Origin of the sequence: Bisbaumannia pacifica (genome assembly GCF_007989625.1) — a bacterium.
Taxonomy (GTDB): domain Bacteria; phylum Pseudomonadota; class Gammaproteobacteria; order Pseudomonadales; family Halomonadaceae; genus Bisbaumannia; species Bisbaumannia pacifica.
In genome coordinates, this window is sequence record NZ_BJUK01000024.1 from 36,542 (window position 1) to 57,643 (window position 21,102).

The following is a 21,102-nucleotide window of genomic DNA, read 5'->3' on the forward strand; positions in this document are numbered from 1 at the left end:
CGCTTAGCCTTCGGTGGCGATACGCCGCTCTCGCTTGTCCCGCTGGCGGGCCAGGGCCCAGCGCACATGCTCGCGGACCAGGTCGGAGGGGTAGGCCAGGCGCGCCTCGAGGGCCGCCTCCGTCGCCTCGCTCCAGGGCGCATTGCCGAGTCCCACCGCCAGGTTGCGCAGCCAGCGCTCGTAGCCGATACGGCGGATGGGACTACCCTCGGTCTTGCTTAGGAACTCCTCCTCGCTCCAGGCGAACAGGCGCAGCAGGTCGGTGCGGTCCAGATCATGGCGGGGGGCGAAATCCGCCTCGTCGCTAAGGCGGGTGAAGCGGGTAAAGGGGCAGACCAGCTGGCAGTCGTCGCAGCCATAGACCCGATTGCCCATGGCTTCGCGGAACTCCTCGGGAATCGCCCCGTGCAGCTCGATGGTGAGGTAGGAGATGCAGCGCCGCGAGTCCACCACCTTGTCGTCGACGATGGCGTCGGTGGGGCAGGCGCTGCGGCAGGCACTGCACTTGCCGCAATGCTCGCTCTCGAAGGGCGGGTCCACCGGCAGCGGCAGGTCGGTATAGAGTTCGCCGAGGAAGAACAGCGACCCGGCGCGGGGGTTGAGCAGCATGGCATTCTTGCCGAACCAGCCGAGGCCGGCCTTCTGGGCCAGGGCGCGCTCCATCACCGGGGCCGAGTCGACGAAGGCGCGGTAGCCGAAGGCCCCCACCTCGCCCTCGATACGCTTGGCCAACTGGGCCAGGCGCTTGCGAATCAGCTTATGATAGTCGCGACCCAGGGCGTAGCGGGAGACATAGGCCTTCTCCGGCCGGCCGAGCAGGCGGGTGGTCTCCACCTCCGGCGGCAGGTAATCCATGCGCACGCTGATCACCCGGAGGGTCCCCGGCACCAGCTCCTCGGGGCGGGTGCGCTTGGTGCCATGCTTGGCCATGAAGCCCATCTCGCCGTGGTGACCCGCCGCCAGCCAGCGCGCTAGGTAGCGCTCGTGGGTGGCCAGGTCGGTATCGGTGATTCCCACCTGCTGAAAGCCCAGCTCGCGGCCCCAGGTCTTGATGGTGGCGGCGAGGGCAGCCGGGTCGAGGGCGTCCGGGGCGAGGTCATCGGGGGCTGGCATGATCGTGAAACTACCGAGAAAGCGGGAAGGGGCTGGGCGTGGCGCAGGCACACCCTACACTAGACTCAAATCCTCGTCATGGGGAGTCATGATGCCGTACAGTCCCTCTCCCTGGCGTGAGGCCCGGGGCTACCCTGGGGCAGGCCCCGGAAGGCCGGATCCTCGCGAAGACGCTGTCGACCCGTCCCCGGCGCCCCTCAGCAAGATCTATTCCGATGGCGAAGGGAGGCAACAATGAATCCAGGCAGGCCGCTCTATCTGGCCGAACAGGTTCGCGAACTGGATCGGCGCACCATCGCCGCCGGTGTCGAGGGCTTCGCTTTGATGCACAAGGCGGCTCAGGCCGCCTATCGCGTACTGCGGGCGCGCTGGCCCGAGGCGCGCCACCTCAGCGTGTTGTGCGGCGCCGGCAACAACGCCGGCGATGGCTATGTGATGGCGGCCCTGGCCGCCGCGGAGGGGCTCCAGGTGCAGCTGCTGGCGCTGCGCCCGGTGGAGCGCCTCGTCGGCGATGCCGCCCGGGCCGCCGAGCTCGCCGTGGCCAGGGGCGTGATCATTACCCCCTGGACGGCCCAGGCGCGGCTCGAGGGCGAGGTGATCGTCGATGCCCTGCTGGGCACCGGGCTCAGCGGCGAGGTGCGCGAGCCCTTCCTGGGCGCCATCGAGCGGATCAATGCCGCCGGGCGGCCGGTACTGGCGGTGGATATCCCCTCCGGACTCTGTGCCGATAGCGGCGCCGTGCTGGGCGCGGCGGTATCGGCCAGCGCTACCGTGACCTTTATCGGCGACAAGCTGGGGCTGCATACCGGCGCCGGCCCGGCGCGAGTCGGTGAGTGCTATTTCAAGCGTCTCGGCGTCGATGCCGAGGCCCATGGCGACCTGGCGCCGGTGGCCCGCCTCCTGGACGAGGCGCTGATCGGCGAGGTCGTGGCGCCGCGTCCTCGGGATGCCCACAAGGGCGACTGCGGTCACCTGCTGGTGATCGGCGGCGCCCCGGGCTTCGGTGGCGCGGCGCTGCTGGCCGCCGAGACGGCGGCGCGGCTCGGGGCCGGCAAGGTGAGCCTGGCCACGGCGCCGGAGCACGTCACCGCCAGCCTGGTGCGCTGTCCCGAGGTGATGGTGCATGGGGTACGAGGCGCGCCGGAGCTGGCGCCCCTGCTGGCGGGGGCCGATGCCATCGTGGTGGGCCCCGGGCTGGGGCAGGGGCCCTGGGGGCAGGGGCTGCTGCAGGCGACCCTGGCGGCGGGCAAACCGCTGGTGGCGGATGCCGATGCCCTCAATCTGCTGGCTCGGGGACTCAGCGAGGCACGACCGCCGGCCTGGATCCTCACGCCCCACCCGGGGGAGGCGGCGCGGCTGCTGGGCGGCGACGCCGCCGGCGTGCAGGCCGACCGCGCCGGTAGCCTGCGCGAGATCGCCGCGCGCTTCGCCGCCGTGGTGCTGCTCAAGGGAGCGGGCAGCCTGGTGGGGGAGGATGACGGGGCGCCCCTGGCGCTCTGCCCTTACGGCAACCCCGGCATGGCCAGCGGCGGCATGGGCGATGCCCTCTCCGGGATCCTGGGCGCCCTGCTGGCCCAGGGGCTGGCGCCGCGAGCCGCCGCCGAGGTGGGCATGCTGCTGCATGCCCGGGCCGCGGATCTCGCCGCCCGGGCCGAGGGCGAGCGTGGTCTGCTGGCCGGCGATCTGGCATCCTATGCGCGACGCTTGATCAACGGGGTAGGGTGGAACTAGATGATGCGGGTCAGACTGCTCGATGAAGAGGCGCAGGTCGCCTTCGGCGAGGCACTGGGGCGGGCCCTGGAAGGGCGGGGGCGCGTCTACCTCAGCGGCGACCTGGGGGCCGGCAAGACCACCCTGACCCGAGGCATCCTGCGTGCCCACGGCCACCGTGGGGCGGTGAAGAGTCCCACCTATACCCTGGTGGAGCCCTACGAACTGGGCGAGTGGCGCCTCTACCACTTCGATCTCTATCGCCTCGGCGACCCCGAGGAACTGGAGTTTATCGGGGCCCGGGACCTCTTCGATGACGATGACCTGTGCCTGGTGGAGTGGCCCAGCCGCGGGGAGGGCTGGCTGCCGCCCGCGACCCTGGAGATTCATCTGCGCCTGGCCGAGCCGGGACGCGAGGCAAGCCTGGTCGCCGGCGATGCCCGGGGCGAGGCGGTGTTGGCGCGTCTCGCCGATGCCTGGCCCATGACCGATTGAGGCAGCCCTTTTCCCCATGGACGACCGGAACCCCCTATGATCCCTGGAGCCTTGCCATTTCGCCGACTCCGCCGACGGCTGCTGCCCTGGTTTGTCCTGGCGCTGCTGCTGGCGCCGTCGGCGCAGGCCACCGAGGTCAACAACCTGCGCCTCTGGGCCGCCCCGGATCATGCGCGGCTGGTCTTCGACCTCTCGGCCCCCGCCGAGGCCAATGTGTTTGTCCTGGAGAACCCGCGACGCCTGGTGATCGACCTGGCGGATACGCGCCTGGCGGCGGATCCGGCGCGTCTCGACCTCTCCGGTAGCGCCATCGGCGGCGTGCGCAGCGGTGTGCGCGACGGCGACGACCTGCGCATCGTCCTCGACCTGGAGCGCGAGGTGGCGCCCCGGGACTTTACCCTGGCCCCCAACGATCAATACGGCCATCGCCTGGTGGTGGACCTGGAGTATCCCGGCGAGAGCGCCGTGGAGGATCCCATCGATCCCATCGAATCGATGATCCGCGAGCAGGAGATGGCCGCCCGGGCGGGGGAGGCGGCGTCGACGGCCTCCACCGAGGCGCCCGTGGCGCGGCAACCGGCCCAGCCCCATCCGCGGCGCGATATCATCATCGCCGTGGATGCCGGTCATGGCGGCGAGGATCCCGGTGCCATCGGCCCCTCGGGGACCCGCGAGAAGGACGTGGTGCTGGAGATCGCCCGACGGCTGCAGCGCCTGGTGGACGAGGCCCCGGGGTTCCGCGCGGTGATGATCCGCGACGGCGACTACTATGTGGGGCTGCGCCAGCGCATCCGCATCGCCCGGGAGCAGCGCGCCGACTTCTTCGTCTCGGTACACGCCGACGCCTTCAATAGCCCGCGCCCCCAGGGTAGCTCGGTCTATGCCCTCTCCCAGAGCGGCGCCACCTCCGAGGCGGCCCAGTGGCTGGCGGACAGCGAGAACCGTGCCGACCTGATCGGTGGTGTCGACGGCAACCTCTCCCTCAACGACCATGACGAGGTGCTGCGCGGGGTGCTGATGGACCTCACCCTGACCGCCACCCTCAACGACTCCCTGGCCATCGGGGGGCGGGTGCTGGATCGTTTGGGGCGGATCAATCGCCTGCACAAGTCGCGGGTGGAGCAGGCCGGCTTCGTGGTGCTCAAGTCGCCGGACATTCCCTCCCTGCTGGTGGAGACCGGCTTTATCTCCAACCCGGACGAGGAGCGCCGCCTGCGCGACCCCGGTCACCAGCTGAGCATGGCCGAGGCGATCTTCGCCGGGGTGCAGGAGCACTTCCAGCGTAACCCGCCCCCCACCAGCCTGCTGGCCTGGCAGCGCGACCAGAATCGCGGCGGTGCCGGTAACGAATACCGCATCCAACCCGGCGATACCCTCTCGGAGATCGCCGATCGGCACCGGGTCTCCCTCGGCGCCTTGCGGCAGGCCAATGCCATTAATGGCGATGTGATCCGGGTCGGCCAGGTACTGCGGATACCGCAATCCTAGATAGCGCGGCGAAGAGGGAAGACATGCCTCTTCTGCCTTCCTTATCCCCTCTGCCGCTGGTATGGAGTGATATGTCAGAACAGCGACCCATCCGCATTCTCGATCCCCGGCTGGCCAACCAGATCGCCGCCGGCGAGGTGGTGGAGCGTCCCGCTTCGGTACTCAAGGAGCTGGTGGAGAATGCCGTGGATGCCGGCAGCCGGCGGATCGAGCTGGAACTGGAGGCCGGCGGCGCGCGCCTGATCCGGGTGCGTGACGATGGCGGGGGGATCGCCGAGGCGGACCTGCCCCTGGCGCTGTCCCGACACGCCACCAGCAAGATCGCCTCCCTGGAGGAGCTGGAGGGCGTGGCCAGCCTCGGCTTTCGTGGCGAGGCGCTGGCCTCCATCGCCTCGGTGTCGCGGCTGGAGCTGATCTCCAATACCGACGACGACCCCCAGGCGGGCTGGCGGGTGGTGGCCGAGGGGCGCGAGATGGAGCCCCGGGTGACCCCGGCGCCTCACCCGCGCGGCACCACGGTGGCGGTGCGCGACCTGTTCTTCAATACCCCGGCACGGCGCAAGTTCCTGCGCACCGAGAAGACCGAGTTCGGCCACGCCGAGGAAGCCTTCCGGCGCCTGGCGCTATCCCGTTACGATATCGGCTGGAGCCTGCGCCACAACCAGAAGACCCTGCATCAGTTGCGTCCCGCCGCGGACGCCGCCGGTCGCGAGCGGCGCATCGCTGCCCTGCTTGGCAAGGGGTTCCTGGAGAACGCCCTGGCCCTGGACCTGGAGGCCAATGGCCTGCGCCTGTGGGGCTGGGTGGGGCTGCCCACCTTCTCCCGGGCCCAGGCCGATCAGCAGTATTTCTTCGTCAATGGTCGGGTGGTGCGCGATCGCCTGGTCGCCCACGCCATCCGCCAGGCCTACCGGGACGTGCTCTTCCACGGCCGTCACCCGGTCTTCGTGCTCTACCTGGAGCTCGACCCCAGCGTGGTGGACGTCAACGTGCACCCCACCAAGCACGAGGTGCGCTTCCGGGATGGCCGCCTGGTTCATGATTTCCTCTTTTCCAGCCTGCATCGCGCCCTGGGCGAGGCCCGCCCCGGCCATCAGGAAGCCGAGGAAGCGGTGGAGGCGGGTGCCGAGGCGGCGACGACCGTCGCGGCGCCGGGCGTGGCCGAGGCGGCGCCCCGCTGGCAGCAGCAGCCCATGGCCCTGGGCGGTGGCGACGAACGCGAGCGCCACCCGGGGGCCGACAAGGTGCGCCAGTTTATGGCCGGCTATCGGGCGCTGCACCCGGATCATGAGGAGAGCCTGCTGACGCCCCAGCCGGCGCCGCCCGGTGGCGCGGCGGCGGCCCAGGCCCGCGGCGAGGCGGGGGGGGGCGAGGGCACCTCTCTCCGGCCCATACCGAGCGCGCCGCCGCGGCCGAGCCTGCCGGAGGAGGACCCCACCCAGGCGCCGCCGCTGGGCTATGCCATCGCCCAACTGCAGGGGGTCTATATCCTCGCCCAGGGGCGCCGCGGCCTGGTGGTGGTGGATATGCACGCCGCCCATGAGCGCATCACCTATGAGCGGCTCAAGACCCAGGTCCACGGTGGGGCCCTGGAGGCCCAGGCGCTGCTGGTGCCGGTGTCGCTGGCGGCCAGCGCCGCCGAGGTGGCCACCGCCGAGGCGGAGCGCGAGGCCTTCGCCCGCCTGGGGGTGGAGCTCGACGTGGCCGGCCCGGAGACCCTGCTGGTGCGCCAGGTGCCGACCCTGCTGGCGGAGGCCGACGTCGAACCGCTGATTCGCGACATGCTCGGCGACCTGGAACGCTACGGGCGCTCGGATCGCCTCGAGGCGCATATCAACGAACTGTTGGCCACCATGGCCTGCCATGGCAGCGTGCGCGCCAACCGCAAGCTATCGATCGCCGAGATGAACGCCCTGCTGCGGGACATGGAACGCACCGAGCGCAGCGGTCAGTGCAATCACGGCCGGCCCACTTGGTTCGAGATGTCGATGCACGAGCTCGACAAGCGCTTTTTGAGGGGGCAGTGATGAGCGCCGCCCGCCGCCCGCCGGCGATCCTGCTGATGGGGCCCACCGCCGCCGGCAAGACCGATCTGGCCATCGCCCTGCATGAACGCCTGGGCTGCGAGCTGATCAGCGTCGACTCGGCGCTGATCTACCGTGGCATGGATATCGGCACCGCCAAGCCCTCGGCCGCGGAGCTGGCCCGGGCGCCCCATCGGCTGGTGGATATCCGCGACCCCGCCGAGGCCTACAGCGCCGCCGAGTTCCGCGAGGATGCCCTGGCGGCGATGCACGAGATCACCGCCGCCGGCAGGATTCCGCTGCTGGTGGGGGGCACCATGATGTACTTCAAGCGCCTGGTGGAGGGGGTGGCCGAGATGCCCGCCGCCGACCCGGCGCTGCGCGCCGCGCTGGAGGCGGAGGCGGAGCGCCGCGGCCTACAGGCCTTGCACGAGGAGCTGGCGCGGGTCGATCCGAGGCTCGCCGCCGAGCTGCATCCGCACAATCGCCAGCGCCTGCTGCGCGCCCTGGAGGTCTACCGTCTCAGTGGGCGGCCGCTCAGCGCCCTCTGGGCGGAACAGCGGCGAGAAACCTTGCCCTGGCGCACGCTGTCGATAGGAGTGGCGCCCGCCGAGCGTCGCGTCCTGCACGAGCGTATCGGCCGGCGCTTCGAGGCGATGCTGGCACAGGGCTTCCTCGACGAGGTGGCGACGCTGAAGGCGCGGGGCGATTTGCACCTGGATCTGCCCTCCATGCGCTGCGTCGGTTACCGTCAGGCCTGGGAATATCTCGACGGCCGCTACGATCGCCAGGCCCTGATCGACAAGGGCACGGCGGCCACGCGGCAGTTGGCCAAACGGCAATTGACCTGGCTGCGCGGCTGGCCGGAACTGCACTGGCTGGAAGGGCAGCGGGGCGATGCCCTGGAGCGGGTCCTGAAACTCGTGCGCCGCTTTAGTAGTTAGCGTAAGATACGGTGTTCGGTTGGCCGCTTGCCGCGCCGTATACTCGGGCCGCCCCTGGTCGGTGGCCCACATAACATGACATCAATGCAAAATTAGAGACAGTTAGGGAGAGCAAAATGTCCAAAGGACAGTCCCTTCAAGACCCGTATCTGAACATCCTGCGCAAGGAGCGCATTCCGGTGTCCATCTTCCTGGTCAACGGCATCAAGCTGCAGGGTCAGATCGAGTCCTTCGACCAGTTCGTCATCCTGCTGCGCAACACCGTGAGCCAGATGGTCTATAAGCACGCCATCTCCACCGTGGTGCCGTCCCGCAATGTGCGCCTGCCGGCTCAGGACCCCGCGGCGGCGCCGGACTCTTGATCGCGAGGTAGTGATTGTTTTTTGAACGCCCCAACGCCGGTGAAACGGCGGTCCTCGTCCATGTCGACTTCCAGGACGAACGCGAGCGCGAAGATCCGGGTGAATTCCTGGAGCTGGTGCGCTCCGCCGGTGCCGAACCGGCTACCCTGCTTAACGGTAGCCGGAGTCGGCCCGATCCCCGCACCTTTATCGGCAGCGGCAAGCTCGAAGAGCTTCGCGAGCTGCTGGCGGTGCATCATGCCGAGCTGGTGATCTTCAACCACGGCCTGAGTCCTTCCCAGGAGCGTAACCTGGAGCGGAGCCTCAAGTGCCGGGTGCTCGATCGTACCGGCCTGATTCTCGATATCTTCGCCCAGCGGGCGCGTACCCACGAGGGCAAGCTGCAGGTGGAGCTGGCCCAGCTGGAGTACATGTCCACCCGGTTGGTGCGCGGCTGGACCCACCTGGAACGCCAGAAGGGCGGTATCGGCCTGCGTGGCCCCGGTGAGACCCAGTTGGAGACCGACCGCCGCCTGCTGCGGGCGCGCATCAAGGCGATCCACAAGCGCCTCGACAAGGTGCGCAGCCAGCGCGACCAGAATCGTCGCGCCCGGGCTCGGGCGGAGATCCCCAGCGTCTCCCTGGTGGGCTATACCAACGCCGGCAAGTCGACGCTGTTCAACGCCCTGACCGAGTCCGGCGTCTACGCCGCCGACCAGCTCTTCGCCACCCTGGACCCGACCCTGCGTCGCCTCGAGATCGACGACGTGGGGCCGGTGGTGCTGGCGGACACCGTGGGCTTTATTCGTCACCTGCCCCACAAGCTGGTCGAGGCCTTCCGGGCCACCCTCCAGGAGGCCGCCGAGGCGACCCTGTTGGTGCATGTGATCGACGCCGCCGACCCCGACCGCGAGCTCAACGTGGAGCAGGTGGAGGCGGTGCTCAAGGAGATCGGCGCCGACGCGATTCCCTGCCTGCGGGTGATGAACAAGATCGACCTGCTGGACAGCGCGCCGCGCATCGAGCGCGATGGCGAGGGGCGCCCCGAGGCGGTATGGCTCTCGGCCCAGAGCGGCCAGGGGCTCGAGCTGCTCGGCGAGGCGCTCTCCGGTTGCCTGGCCGGCGACGTGGTGGATGCCGAGCTGACCCTGGCCCCTGCTCAGGGGCGGCTGCGCGCCGCCCTGCACGAGCTGGGCGCGGTACGTCAGGAGCGTTTCGACGAGCACGGCCAGACCCGGCTCGAGATTCGCCTGCCACGGCGCGATTTTTTGCAGTTGATGGCGCGTCTCGGCGAGAATGCCGACGACTACCTGCCCCCGGCGCAGCGCGAGCCGCGCGCGGAGTGGGAGCTCTAGAAAGCGTTGTGCTGAGACGGAGGGGCGTGAGAGCGACCCTCCGGCGGACGGATTCAATGCATAGTGTGGAGACGACGTATGGCTTGGAATGAGCCTGGTGGTGGCAAGCAGCATGACCCCTGGAGCGGGGGCGGTCGTCGCGGTGGCGGCGGCGGTGGCGGTGGTAACGGGGGCAATCAGGGCCCGCCCGACCTCGACGAGGCGCTGAAGAAGTTTCAGGACAAGCTCAATGGCATGCTCGGTGGCCGTGGCGGCAAGGGCGGCGGTCGTGGCGGCAAGGGCGGCGGCGGTCGTCGCAACACATTCGCCTTGCCGGGCCTGCTGGTCATCGTGGCCCTGGCGATCTGGGCCGCCTCGGGCTTCTACCTGGTCGATCAGTCCGAACGCGGCGTGGTGCTGCGCTTCGGCAAGTTCCAGGAAGTGGTCAGCCCCGGCTTGCACTGGAATCCGCCGCTGATCGACGACGTGCGCATGGTCAACGTGACCCGGGTGCGCTCGCTGACCCAGACCCAGTCGATGCTGACCCGCGACGAGAATATCGTCGAGGTGGAGATCTCGGCCCAGTACCTGGTCGCCAGTCCGCGGGACTTCGTGCTCAACGTGCGCAACCCGCAGCTCTCCATCGAGAATGCCCTGGACAGTGCCCTGCGCCATGTGGTCGGCGGCACCGAGATGATCGATATCCTCACCTCGGGCCGTGAGATCCTGGGCAGTTCCGTGGCCAGCCGCCTGCAGTCCTACCTGGACAGCTACGGCACCGGTATTCGTCTGCAGACCATCAACATCGAGTCCACCTCGGCGCCGGCGCCGGTGATCGATGCCTTCGATGACGTGATCCGCGCCCGCGAGGATCGCCAGCGCACCATCAACGAGGCGATCGCCTACGCCAATGCGGTGATTCCCGCCGCCCAGGGCCAGGCCCAGCGCATCATCGAGCAGGGTCAGGGCTATCGCGAGTCGGTGGTGGCCGAGGCCCAGGGTCAGGCCAACCGCTTCCTGTCGTTGCTGACCGAGTACCAGAGCGCGCCGGAGATCATGCGCGAGCGCCTCTACCTGGATGCCATCAGCGAGGTGTTGAGCGGCACCGACAAGGTCCTGCTGGATGTCAGCGACAGCGCGCCGCTGATGTACTTGCCGCTGGATCAGCTGCGTTCCGGCGCGAGCGGCCGGACGTCGTCGAGTGGGCAGTATGACCAGGACGAGCGACTCGACCCCCAGGTGCTGGAGCGCCTGCGCAGCAGCAGTAGCCAGACATCATCCGGCAACCAGAGCAGTGGTATTCGCAGGGAGGGCCGCTAAGTGATCAATAACCGTTCCTTGCTGATCGTCGGTGGCCTCGCCGCCGCCGCCTGGCTGGCCAGCAACAGCCTCTATGTGGTCGATGAAACCGAGCGTGCGGTCAAGCTGCGCTTCGGTGAGGTGATCGAGGAGAACATCCAGCCTGGGCTGCACTTCAAGGTGCCCATCACCCAGACGGTGCGCAAGTTCGACACCCGGGTGCTGACCCTGGACACCGACCCCAGCCGCTACCTGACCCTGGAGCAGAAGGCGGTGATCGTCGACTCCTACGTCAAGTGGCAGGTGGTCGATCCCACCCGCTACTACGAGGCCACCGCCGGTGACGAGCTGATGGCGGTGCGCCTGATCCAGCCGCGGGTGGACGAGAGCCTGCGTAACGAGTTCGGTCGCCTCAACCTGCAGCAGATCATCGCCGAGCGCCGCGACGAGCTGATGTCGGGGCCCACCGAGGACCTGAATGCCTTGCTCCGCGACGAGCTGGGCGTGGCCATCCTCGACGTGCGCGTCAAGCGGATCGACCTACCGGAAGACGTTTCCGCGGCGGTCTACGACCGCATGCGCTCCGAGCGCGAGCGGGAGGCCCGCGAGTGGCGTGCCCAGGGCCAGGAAGAGGCCGAGCGCATCCGCGCCAACGCCGATCGCCGCCGTCAGGTGCTGCTGGCCCAGGCCACCGAGCGCTCCGAGACCCTGCGCGGTGAGGGTGATGCGGAAGCCGCGGCCGTCTATGCCCAGGCCTACCAGCAGGATGCGGAGTTCTTCTCCTTCTACCGCAGCCTCAACGCCTACCGTGAGACCTTCGGCGGTGACGGCAACATGATGGTGTTGGAGCCCTCCAGCGACTTCTTCCGCTACCTCGGGGACCCCAGGGGCGGGGGCGAGTAAGGCCCCACCCCGGCGATCGCGGTCGCCGGGGTTTATCCCGGGGCCAAACGTGGTAGACTCCCGAAACCGGGCGTGGCCCGGTTTTTTTGTGGCCCGAGATCGGCGTATCCCGGGCCTGGAACCGACTCCCTACGGGGCCCGGCAGGCAGATGCCGGGCCTTCTTCCGGCCTTCTTATCGGGCGGCACGTGGCCGCGTCGCGCCCGGGCCAACGAATACTGGCAGGACAGAACACATGACCATCGCTGACCGCTGGCTGCTTCCCGACGGCATGGACGAAGTGCTGCCGCCTCAGGCGGCGCGGATGGAGGAGCTGCGTCGCGCGCTGCTCGATCTCTATCATCGCTGGGGCTATGACCAGGTGATGCCGCCGCCCGTGGAGTTCCTCGACTCCCTGTTGACCGGCACCGGCACCGACCTGGAGCTGCAGACCTTCAAGCTCACCGATCAACTGACCGGCCGCATGATGGGCGTCAGCGCCGACGTCACCCCCCAGGTGGCGCGCATGGATGCCCACTCCCTGCATCGCCAGGGCCCGGTGCGGCTCTGCTACTGCACCAATGTGCTGCGTGCCACCGCCGACCAGCATCAGGGCGGTCGCAGCCCGGTGCAGGTGGGGTTGGAACTGTTCGGCCATGCCGGTCTCGAGGCCGACCTGGAGGTCCTGCGCCTGGCCCTGGGGTCGCTCTCTGCCGCCGGGGCGGACGAGATGCACCTGGCCCTGGGGCATATCGGTATCTATCGCAGCCTGGTGCAGGCCGCCGACCTGGAGCCGGCCCGCGAGCGGGCGCTCTTCGAGGCCCTGGAGCTGAAGTCGCCGGGCGAAGTGGCGGCGCGGGTCGCCGAGAGCGTTGAGGATCCGGCCCTGGCCGAGATGTTCCTGGCGCTGGTCCACCTGCATGGCGGTCCCGAGGTGCTCGAGCAGGCCCGCGAGGCCTTCGCCGAGGCGCCGGCACCGGTGGGCGCCGCCCTGGATCAGCTGCGCGAACTCTGCGCCGGGGTGGCCGCCGATTACCCGCAGGTAACCCTCTACTTCGACCTGGCCGAGCTGCGCGGCTATCAGTACCACACCGGCATGATGTTCGCCGCCTATGTGCCGGGCTATGGCCAGGCGCTGGCCAAGGGCGGGCGCTATGATGATACCGGGCGGGTCTTCGGGCGCGCGCGTCCGGCCACCGGTTTCTCCATGGACCTCAAGCTGCTGGCCTCCCTGGCGGTGGACGAGCCCCCCTGCGATGGCATCTGGGCCCCCGCCGAGGAGGACGCGGTCCTGGCCGAGGTGGTGGCGCGGCTGCGCCAGGACGGCGAGCGGGTGATCCAGGCGCTGCCCGGTCAGCGAACCGGCCCGGCCGAGCACCGCTGCAATCGCCGGCTGGTGCGCCTGGGCGAGGATTGGCAGGTCTCCCCCCTGGCCTGAACGGAATGCGAGGCACCCGGTACCCGTCGCGTGAGTTGCGCCGACGCCGCCGGGGTGCTATTGGCGGATTCTTCGATCAAGAGACGAGAGCAATGGGCAAGAACGTAGTCGTACTGGGCACCCAGTGGGGTGATGAAGGCAAGGGCAAGGTCGTCGACCTGCTGACCGAGTCGGCCAGCGCCGTGGTGCGCTTCCAGGGTGGCCATAATGCCGGCCACACCCTGGTCATCGACGGCGAGAAGACCGTCCTGCACCTGATTCCCTCCGGGATCCTGCGCGACGACAAGACCTGCGTGATCGGCAATGGCGTGGTGCTGTCGCCGGAGGCGCTGATCAAGGAGATCCGCGAGCTGGAGGCCAAGGGCGTGCCAGTGCGCGAGCGCCTGCGCCTGTCGCCCTCCTGTCCGCTGATCCTGCCCTATCATGTGCGCCTGGATCAGGCCCGCGAGAAGGCGCGTGGCGTGGCCAAGATCGGCACCACCGGCCGCGGCATCGGCCCGGCTTACGAGGACAAGGTGGCGCGTCGCGGCCTGCGCCTGGGCGACATGCTGCATCGCGAGCGCTTCGCCTCCAAGCTGGGCGAGGTGCTCGACTACCATAACTTCGTGCTGACCCAGTACCACGGCGAGGCCCCGGTGGACTTCCAGCAGGTGCTGGACGAAGCCATGGAGATGGTCGAGGAGCTGCGTCCGATGGTCTGCGACGCGGTCAGCCTGGTGCACGACTTCCGCAAGAAGGGCGAGAACATCCTCTTCGAGGGTGCCCAGGGCTCGCTGCTGGATATCGACCACGGCACCTACCCCTTCGTGACCAGCTCCAACACCACCGCCGGCGGCACCGCCACCGGCTCCGGCGTCGGCCCCCTCTACCTGGACTACGTGCTGGGCATCACCAAGGCCTACACCACCCGGGTCGGCTCCGGGCCTTTCCCCACCGAGCTGTTCGACGAGTTCGGCCGCCATTTGGCGGAGAAGGGCCACGAGTTCGGTGCCACTACCGGCCGTGCCCGCCGCTGTGGCTGGTTCGATGCGGTGGCCCTGCGCCATGCGGTGCAGATCAACTCCGTCTCCGGCCTCTGTCTGACCAAGCTCGACGTCCTCGATGGCTTGGAGAATATCCGCGTCTGCGTGGGCTATCGCAGCAAGGACGGCGACGTCCTGGATGCCCCGGTGGACTCCGAGGGGTACGAGGCCATCGAGCCGGTCTACGAGGACCTGCCGGGCTGGAGCGAGTCGACCCTGGGTGCCAAGCGCCTGGAAGACCTGCCGGAGAACGCCCGCGCCTATATCCGTTACCTGGAGCAGCAGGTGGGCACGCCCATCGATATCATCTCCACCGGCCCGGATCGCAACGAGACCATCGTGCTGCGTAACCCGTTCGAGGGCTGAGCCGCCGGTTCCAGAGGGTCAACGAGAGGGTGCCCTGTGGGCGCTCTCTCCAGACCGATATCCTCTCCACCGGCCCGGACCGCAGCGAGACCATCGTGGTGCGCAACCCGTTCGAGGGATAAGGCTGGCAAAGCCTCCGGCGCTGAGGCCCGGGGCTACCCTGGGGGCAGGCCACTGCGCGAAGACGCTGTGAACCCGTCCATGGGCGCTCGACTTTTTCGTCCCTGAAAAAGACGCTTCGCTCCGGGCTGCCCCCAGCGCCCCTCGGCCATTCCAGTGAGGGTGGCCCAAGTGCTGGAAGATCTACTTGAAGAGGGCGCCCCGGGGCGCCCTTTTTCGTGGGCGGTCGATAGGCATTGCCAATGAGAATAATTGGCGTTAATGATTCGAACGCCGTCGAACCGGCGTCGATCATGGCGTTTTGCGTCGCCCCTCTTCACAAGCCGAACCATAGAGGACTAAAATGGTACCCAATTCGAGTGGGGTGCCTGCGGGGTGCCCGTCACGGGGGTAGGAACAACGGCATGATGAAGCTCTCCAGGCTGACCGACTACGCCGCGGTGGTGATGGCCCAGATCGCCCGCCAGCCGCAGCAGCCCCATGCGGCGGCGGAGCTGGCCGAGGCGGTGAAGCTGCCACATCCCACCGTCAGCAAGACCCTGAAGATGCTGGTCAAGGCCGGGCTCCTGGAGTCCCAGCGCGGCGCCCAGGGCGGCTATCGCCTGGCGCGGCCGGCCCACGAGATCACCGCCATCGACATCATCACCGCCATCGAGGGCCCCGTGGCCATGACCGAGTGCAGTCAGAGCGATGGCGACTGTGACCTGCTCGACACTTGCGGGGTGGCCGACAACTGGCAGCGCGTCTCGCTGGCGGTGCGCACCCTGCTCGATAGCGTGACCCTGGCCCACCTGGCCCAGACCGCGCCCATCAAATTACCGGTCCGGCTGCCCATCCAGAGCATCGATCTGGGCGCCACCGCCGACACCTGAATTGCCCAAAGGGCTCGAACGCAACCGCCCGGGAGGGGGAAAGACCATGGCTAGTGAGGAAATGGAACAGCTGGTCCGTCGCGACTACAAGCAGGGCTTCGTGACCGATATCGAGAGCGATACGGTGCCGCCGGGTCTCGACGAGGGCACCATCGCCTTTATCTCCCAGAAGAAGGGTGAGCCGGAGTGGATGCTCGAGTGGCGTCTCAAGGCCTACCATCAATGGCTGAAGATGACGCCGCCCTCCTGGGCGCACCTCGATTATCCGCCCATCGACTATCAGGCGATCTCCTACTACAGCGCCCCCAAGAAGCCCGAGGATCGTCCCCAGAGCCTCGACGAGGTCGACCCCAAGCTGCTCGAGACCTACGAGAAGCTGGGCATCCCCCTGCACGAGCGGGCGGCGCTGGCCGGGGTGGCGGTGGACGCGGTCTTCGACTCGGTGTCGGTGACCACCACCTTCAAGGAGAAGCTGGCCGAGGCCGGGGTGATCTTCTGCTCCATCTCCGAGGCGATCCGTGAGCACCCGGAGCTGGTCAAACAGTACCTGGGCACCGTGGTGCCCACCTCGGACAACTACTTCGCGGCGCTCAACTCGGCGGTCTTCACCGACGGCTCCTTCGTCTTCGTCCCGGAAGGCGTGACCTGCCCCATGGAGCTGTCCACCTACTTCCGCATCAACGCCGCCAACACCGGCCAGTTCGAGCGCACCCTGATCGTCTGCGAGAGTCGCGCCCAGGTCTCCTACCTGGAGGGCTGCACCGCGCCCCAGCGCGATGAGAACCAGCTCCACGCCGCGGTGGTCGAGCTGGTGGCCCTGGAGGACGCCTATATCAAGTACTCCACGGTGCAGAACTGGTACCCCGGCGACGAGGACGGCAAGGGTGGCATCTACAACTTCGTCACCAAGCGCGGCGACTGCCGCGGCGACCGCTCGCGGATCAGCTGGACCCAGGTCGAAACCGGCTCCGCCATCACCTGGAAGTACCCCTCCTGCGTGTTGCGCGGCAAGGACAGCATCGGCGAGTTCTACTCCGTGGCGGTGACCAACGGCCGCCAGCAGGCCGATACCGGCACCAAGATGATCCACCTGGGCGAGGGCAGTCGCTCCAGCATCATCTCCAAGGGGATCTCCGCCGGCCGTAGCAACCAGGCCTACCGTGGCCTGGTCAAGGTGGGGCCGCGGGCCAAGGGCGCGCGCAACTTCACCCAGTGCGACTCCCTGCTGATCGGCGACCAGTGTGGCGCCCACACCTTCCCCTACCAGGAGATCGGCAACGCCACCGCCACCGTGGAGCACGAGGCCACCACCTCGAAGATCGGCGAGGACCAGCTCTTCTACTGCCAGAGCCGGGGCATCTCCGAGGAGGACGCGGTGAGTATGATCGTCAACGGCTTCTGCAAGGACGTCTTCCAGGAGCTGCCGATGGAGTTCGCGGTGGAGGCCGAGGCCTTGCTGAATGTCACCCTGGAAGGTGCCGTCGGTTAAGGAGACGGCTGCACGACGCCGGCCTCCAGTAGGAGCCCGCTTCAGCGGGCGCAAGGCTTCCCTCGCGAGGCCGGCCAGCGTCCCAAAACCGTCGCTTATAACGCGCCTAGTCAGCCGTCAAGCCATATAACGTTTCCCCAGTCGCCGCGGCGGCTGGCCAGATCAAAAGGTAGTCACGATGCTCGAAGTCAAGGATCTCCACGTCACGGTCGAGGGCAAGCATATCCTCAAGGGCCTCAACCTCACCGTCGCGGCGGGCCAGGTGCACGCCATCATGGGCCCCAACGGCGCCGGCAAGTCGACCCTATCGGCGGTGATCGCCGGCAAGGAGGGCTATGAGGTGACCCAGGGCAGCATCACCTTCGACGGCCAGGACGTGCTGGAGATGGAGATCGAGGAGCGCGCACGCAAAGGCCTGCTGCTGGGCTTCCAGTACCCGGTGGAGATTCCCGGAGTGAAGAACATCTACCTGCTCAAGGCGGCCCTCAACGCCAAGCGCGAGGCCGAGGGGCTGGGCGAGATCCCGGCGCCGGAGTTCATGAAGCTGATCAAGGAGAAGATCGCCTTTATGAAGATGGACGCCAGCTTCCTGCAGCGCGCCGTCAACGAAGGCTTCTCCGGCGGCGAGAAGAAACGCAACGAGATCCTGCAGATGCTGGTCCTGCAGCCCAAGCTGGCGCTGCTCGACGAGATCGATTCCGGCCTCGACATCGATGCCATGAAGGTGGTGGCCGACGGCGTCAACTCCCTGCGCGCCGCCGATCGCGCCATCCTGATGGTCACCCACTACCAGCGCCTGCTCGACCATATCACCCCCGACGTGGTGCATGTGCTGGTGGACGGCCGCATCGTCAAGTCCGGCGATGCCGAGCTGGCCAAGGAGCTCGAGGCACGGGGCTATGACTGGGTGCTGGAGGAGTCCGCGGCATGAGTGAGGTACAAGGCTTTCTCGACCGCCTGAGCGAGCGCGCCGCGGCCCGCGGCGCCGAGCCCACCTGGATCGCCGCCCGGCGCCAGGCGGGCGCGGCACGCTTCGAGGCGCTGGGCTTCCCGGACCGCAAGGTGGAGGCCTGGAAATACACCGACGTGCGCGGCATCGCCCGGGGCGATTTCGCCCTGGCCGAGTCGGCGGACTTCTCGCCGGCCAGCGCCGCCGCCCTGACCCTGCCCATCGCGGCGCATCGGCTGAGCTTCGTCGACGGCGTCTTCGCTCCGGCCCTCTCCGACCTGGGCGAGCTGTCCGCCGGGGTCAGCGTCGAGCGGCTCTCCCAGGCCCTGGCCGCCAACCACGAGGCGGTGGGCGGCGCCCTGGGGCGCCTGGCCGGGGTCGACTTCTCGCCCTTCACGGCCCTCAATACCGCCTTCGCCGAGGAGGGCGCGGTGATCCGCCTGGCCCCCGGCGCGGTGGTGGAGCGCCCCATCGTCCTGCAGTTTCTCTCCAGCGCCGGGGCGACGCCGCGGATGAGCCATCCGCGGGTGTTGGTAACGGCCGGCGCACGCAGCCAGGCGACCCTGATCGAGCACCAGGTGGGCGAGGAGGGCGCCGCCAACTTCTCCAACCTGGTCAGCGAGGTGCTGCTGGAGCGGGGGGCTATCCTCACCCACTACAAGCTCCAGGAGCTGCCCCAGACCGATCACCACATCGCCAGCCTGCACGTGGATCAGGCCCGGGACAGTCGCTTCACCTCCTTCAACCTCAACCTGGGCGGGGCCCTGGCGCGCAACGATATCGTCAGCGACCTCAACGGCCAGGGCGCCGAGGCCAACTTCTTCGGCCTGTTCTTCGGCCAGGGACGCCAGTTGCTGGATACCCATACCCTGGTCAATCACAATGCGCCCCTGACCTTCTCCAATGAGAACTACAAGGGCATCCTCGACGACCGCGCCCGCGGCATCTTCAACGGCAAGGTGATCGTCAAGCGGGATAGCCAGAAGATCGAGGCCCACCAGAACAACGCCAACCTGTTGCTCTCCGACCGGGCCGAGATCGATACCAAGCCGGAGCTTGAGATCTACGCCGACGACGTCAAGTGCTCTCATGGCGCCACCACCGGTCAGCTCGACGAAGAGGCGGTCTTCGCCCTGCGCGCCCGGGGCATCGACGAGGCCACCGCCCGGGGCCTGCTGACCCTGGCCTTCGCCGGCGAGGTGATGGAGCAGGTGGCCATCGACGCCGTGGCCGAGCGGGTCGAGCTGGCCGTGGCCGGCAAGCTGCCGGAGCGTTTCAACCTGGCCGGGCTGGTGGAAGCCGCCGTGGCCCTGCACGAGGAGTAAGCCATGAGCGATCTCGCCGCGCCCGCCGAGGCGACCGTGCTGGATGTGGCCCGAGTGCGCCGCGACTTCCCGATCCTCGATCGGGAAGTCCATGGCAAGCCGCTGATCTATCTGGATAACGCCGCCACCAGCCAGACGCCGATCCAGGTCATCGACTGCCTGGATGACTACTACCGGCGGCTCAACGCCAATATCCATCGCGGCCTGCATACCCTGGCCGACGAGGCCACCGCGGCCTACGAGGGCAGCCGCGACAAGGTTCGCGACTTCCTGGGCGCCGCCGATCGCCGCGAGATCGTCTTCACCCGGGGTACCACCGAGGCCATCAACCTGGTGGCCAATGGCTGGGGTCGGGCCCACCTGCGCGCCGGCGACGAGGTGCTGGTGTCGCGCATGGAGCACCACTCCAATATCGTGCCCTGGCAGCTGCTGGCCGAGGAGCTCGGCATCGTCATCAGGGTAATCCCGGTGGACGAACGCGGCGTGCTGGACCTCGCCGCCTACCGGACCCTGTTCAGCGAGCGCACCAAGCTGGTGGCGGTGAACCATGTCTCCAACGCCTTCGGCACCATCAACCCGGTGCGCGAGCTGGCCGAGGAGGCTCATCGCCATGGTGCCCTGATCCTGGTGGATGGCGCCCAGGCGACCCCGCACCAGGTGGTGGACGTCCAGGCCATCGGCGCCGACTTCTACGCCTTCTCCGGTCACAAGGTGTATGGCCCTACCGGCATCGGCGCCCTCTACGGGCGCCTCGAGCTGCTCGAGGCGATGCGTCCCTGGCAGGGCGGCGGCGAGATGATCGCCACCGTCTCCTTCGAGGCCGGCACCACCTATGCCCCGGTGCCCCACAAGTTCGAGGCCGGCACCCCGGCCATCGCCGAGGGCGTGGCCCTGGGCGCGGCCCTGGACTGGGTCACCGCCACCGGCCTCGAGGCCATCGGCGCCTGGGAAGACCAGTTGCTGAGGCGTGCCACCCTGGGGGTGTCGCGCATCGATGGCCTGCGCCTGCTCGGCACCGCTCCGGACAAGGCCGGGGTGCTCTCCTTCGTGGTGGACGGGGCCCATGCTCAGGACATCGGCCTGCTGATCGATCAGCTGGGGGTGGCGATTCGCACCGGCCACCATTGCGCACAGCCGCTGCTGGCCCAGTTCGGCGTCGATGCGACCTGTCGTGCCTCCTTCGCCGCCTACAACACCCTCGACGAGGTGGACGCCTTCGTGGCCGCCCTGGAGCGGGTGATCGGCATGGTGCGCTAAGCGAACGTCAGAGGAGCGGGAGATGTCGGCGATGGAACAACTGGAGGGCTTGCACAAGGGGCAGGAGCTGCCGTTGCAGCGGGACGTGGCGGTGATCTCCATCCCTTTCGGCAAGACCATTACCCTGCCCGAGGACAGCGTCGTCTCGGTGATGCAGGCCAAGGGCAGCTCGGTGAGCGTGGCCCATGAGGGGCGCCTCTACCTGGTGGAGGGCGCCAACCTGGATGCCCTGGGACTCGAAGCCCTGCCGCGGCCCACGCTGCCCGAGGACGCCACGGATGACGAGATCGAGGCCTTCGTCTGGGAGCAGCTGCGCACCTGCTTCGACCCGGAGATCCCCGTCGATATCGTCGAGTTGGGGTTGGTCTATGGCTGCCGTATCGAGCGGCTGATCAGCGGCGAGCGGATCGTCACCATTCGCATGACCCTGACCGCCCCGGGTTGCGGCATGGGCGACGTGATCGCCGCCGATGCCCGCAACAAGATCCTCGGTGCGCCGCAGATCAGCCAGGTGCACGTGGATATCGTCTTCGATCCGCCCTGGAGCCGTGAGATGATGAGCGACGAGGCCAAGCTGGAACTTGGCATGTTCTAAGCTCTGTCTGAAAAGTCGGCGAGCGATGGCCAGACCAGGC

18 protein-coding genes are annotated in these 21,102 nt (G+C 68.4%); 17 read left to right on the forward strand and 1 reads right to left on the reverse strand.

The window, feature by feature from the left end:
* Positions 1-3: 3 nt before the first annotated feature.
* Positions 4-1,113, reverse strand: coding sequence for a tRNA epoxyqueuosine(34) reductase QueG (gene queG, locus HPA02_RS11200; RefSeq protein ID WP_146803284.1), 1,110 nt, complete (start codon positions 1,111-1,113; stop codon positions 4-6).
* Positions 1,114-1,347: 234 nt separating this feature from the next.
* Between queG and HPA02_RS11205 the strand changes: the two genes are divergently transcribed.
* The 17 genes from HPA02_RS11205 to sufT all read left to right on the forward strand — a co-directional run bounded on the left by HPA02_RS11205 (position 1,348) and on the right by sufT (position 21,062).
* A complete protein-coding gene (locus HPA02_RS11205) occupies positions 1,348-2,844 on the forward strand; it encodes an NAD(P)H-hydrate dehydratase (RefSeq protein ID WP_146803285.1) in 1,497 nt (498 codons plus the stop codon).
* A 3-nt stretch (positions 2,845-2,847) separates the two neighbouring features.
* On the forward strand, positions 2,848-3,318 hold the full coding sequence (gene tsaE / locus HPA02_RS11210) for a tRNA (adenosine(37)-N6)-threonylcarbamoyltransferase complex ATPase subunit type 1 TsaE (protein WP_146803302.1): 471 nt from the start codon (positions 2,848-2,850) through the stop codon (positions 3,316-3,318).
* 36 nt (positions 3,319-3,354) lie between these two features.
* Positions 3,355-4,806 carry an N-acetylmuramoyl-L-alanine amidase gene (locus HPA02_RS11215; protein WP_146803286.1) on the forward strand — a complete coding sequence of 484 codons (1,452 nt, stop codon included), beginning with the start codon at positions 3,355-3,357 and terminating at the stop codon, positions 4,804-4,806.
* A 71-nt stretch (positions 4,807-4,877) separates the two neighbouring features.
* The gene (gene mutL / locus HPA02_RS11220; protein ID WP_146803287.1) at positions 4,878-6,833 is read left to right on the forward strand and encodes a DNA mismatch repair endonuclease MutL; all 1,956 of its coding nucleotides are present in this window, start codon (positions 4,878-4,880) and stop codon (positions 6,831-6,833) included.
* Positions 6,833-7,774, forward strand: coding sequence for a tRNA (adenosine(37)-N6)-dimethylallyltransferase MiaA (gene miaA / locus HPA02_RS11225; protein ID WP_146803288.1), 942 nt, complete (start codon positions 6,833-6,835; stop codon positions 7,772-7,774). Before mutL ends, miaA begins: the two co-directional genes overlap by 1 nt.
* Positions 7,775-7,890: 116 nt before the next feature.
* Positions 7,891-8,136, forward strand: coding sequence for an RNA chaperone Hfq (gene hfq, locus HPA02_RS11230; protein ID WP_146803289.1), 246 nt, complete (start codon positions 7,891-7,893; stop codon positions 8,134-8,136).
* A 14-nt stretch (positions 8,137-8,150) separates the two neighbouring features.
* A complete protein-coding gene (gene hflX, locus HPA02_RS11235; RefSeq protein ID WP_146803290.1) occupies positions 8,151-9,470 on the forward strand; it encodes a ribosome rescue GTPase HflX in 1,320 nt (439 codons plus the stop codon).
* Between the two features lie 78 nt (positions 9,471-9,548).
* On the forward strand, positions 9,549-10,769 hold the full coding sequence (gene hflK / locus HPA02_RS11240) for an FtsH protease activity modulator HflK (RefSeq protein ID WP_146803291.1): 1,221 nt from the start codon (positions 9,549-9,551) through the stop codon (positions 10,767-10,769).
* On the forward strand, positions 10,770-11,651 hold the full coding sequence (gene hflC / locus HPA02_RS11245) for a protease modulator HflC (RefSeq protein WP_146803292.1): 882 nt from the start codon (positions 10,770-10,772) through the stop codon (positions 11,649-11,651). It begins immediately after the preceding gene.
* Positions 11,652-11,885: 234 nt separating this feature from the next.
* Positions 11,886-13,067, forward strand: a complete 1,182-nt coding sequence (locus HPA02_RS11250) for an ATP phosphoribosyltransferase regulatory subunit (protein WP_146803293.1) — start codon at positions 11,886-11,888, stop codon at positions 13,065-13,067.
* A gap of 92 nt (positions 13,068-13,159) precedes the next feature.
* Complete coding sequence (locus HPA02_RS11255) at positions 13,160-14,455, forward strand: adenylosuccinate synthase (protein WP_146803294.1); 1,296 nt, start codon at positions 13,160-13,162, stop codon at positions 14,453-14,455.
* A 524-nt stretch (positions 14,456-14,979) separates the two neighbouring features.
* A complete protein-coding gene (locus HPA02_RS11260) occupies positions 14,980-15,447 on the forward strand; it encodes an SUF system Fe-S cluster assembly regulator (protein ID WP_146803295.1) in 468 nt (155 codons plus the stop codon).
* 46 nt (positions 15,448-15,493) lie between these two features.
* A complete protein-coding gene (gene sufB, locus HPA02_RS11265; RefSeq protein ID WP_146803296.1) occupies positions 15,494-16,936 on the forward strand; it encodes a Fe-S cluster assembly protein SufB in 1,443 nt (480 codons plus the stop codon).
* 178 nt (positions 16,937-17,114) lie between these two features.
* A complete protein-coding gene (sufC, locus tag HPA02_RS11270) occupies positions 17,115-17,867 on the forward strand; it encodes a Fe-S cluster assembly ATPase SufC (protein WP_146803297.1) in 753 nt (250 codons plus the stop codon).
* Positions 17,864-19,210 carry a Fe-S cluster assembly protein SufD gene (gene sufD / locus HPA02_RS11275; protein WP_146803298.1) on the forward strand — a complete coding sequence of 449 codons (1,347 nt, stop codon included), beginning with the start codon at positions 17,864-17,866 and terminating at the stop codon, positions 19,208-19,210. Before sufC ends, sufD begins: the two co-directional genes overlap by 4 nt.
* A gap of 3 nt (positions 19,211-19,213) precedes the next feature.
* Entirely contained in the window at positions 19,214-20,467 is a 1,254-nt protein-coding gene (locus HPA02_RS11280; protein ID WP_146803299.1) for a cysteine desulfurase, read from the forward strand.
* A gap of 31 nt (positions 20,468-20,498) precedes the next feature.
* Positions 20,499-21,062 carry a putative Fe-S cluster assembly protein SufT gene (sufT, locus tag HPA02_RS11285; protein WP_371832427.1) on the forward strand — a complete coding sequence of 188 codons (564 nt, stop codon included), beginning with the start codon at positions 20,499-20,501 and terminating at the stop codon, positions 21,060-21,062.
* Positions 21,063-21,102 lie beyond the last annotated feature (40 nt).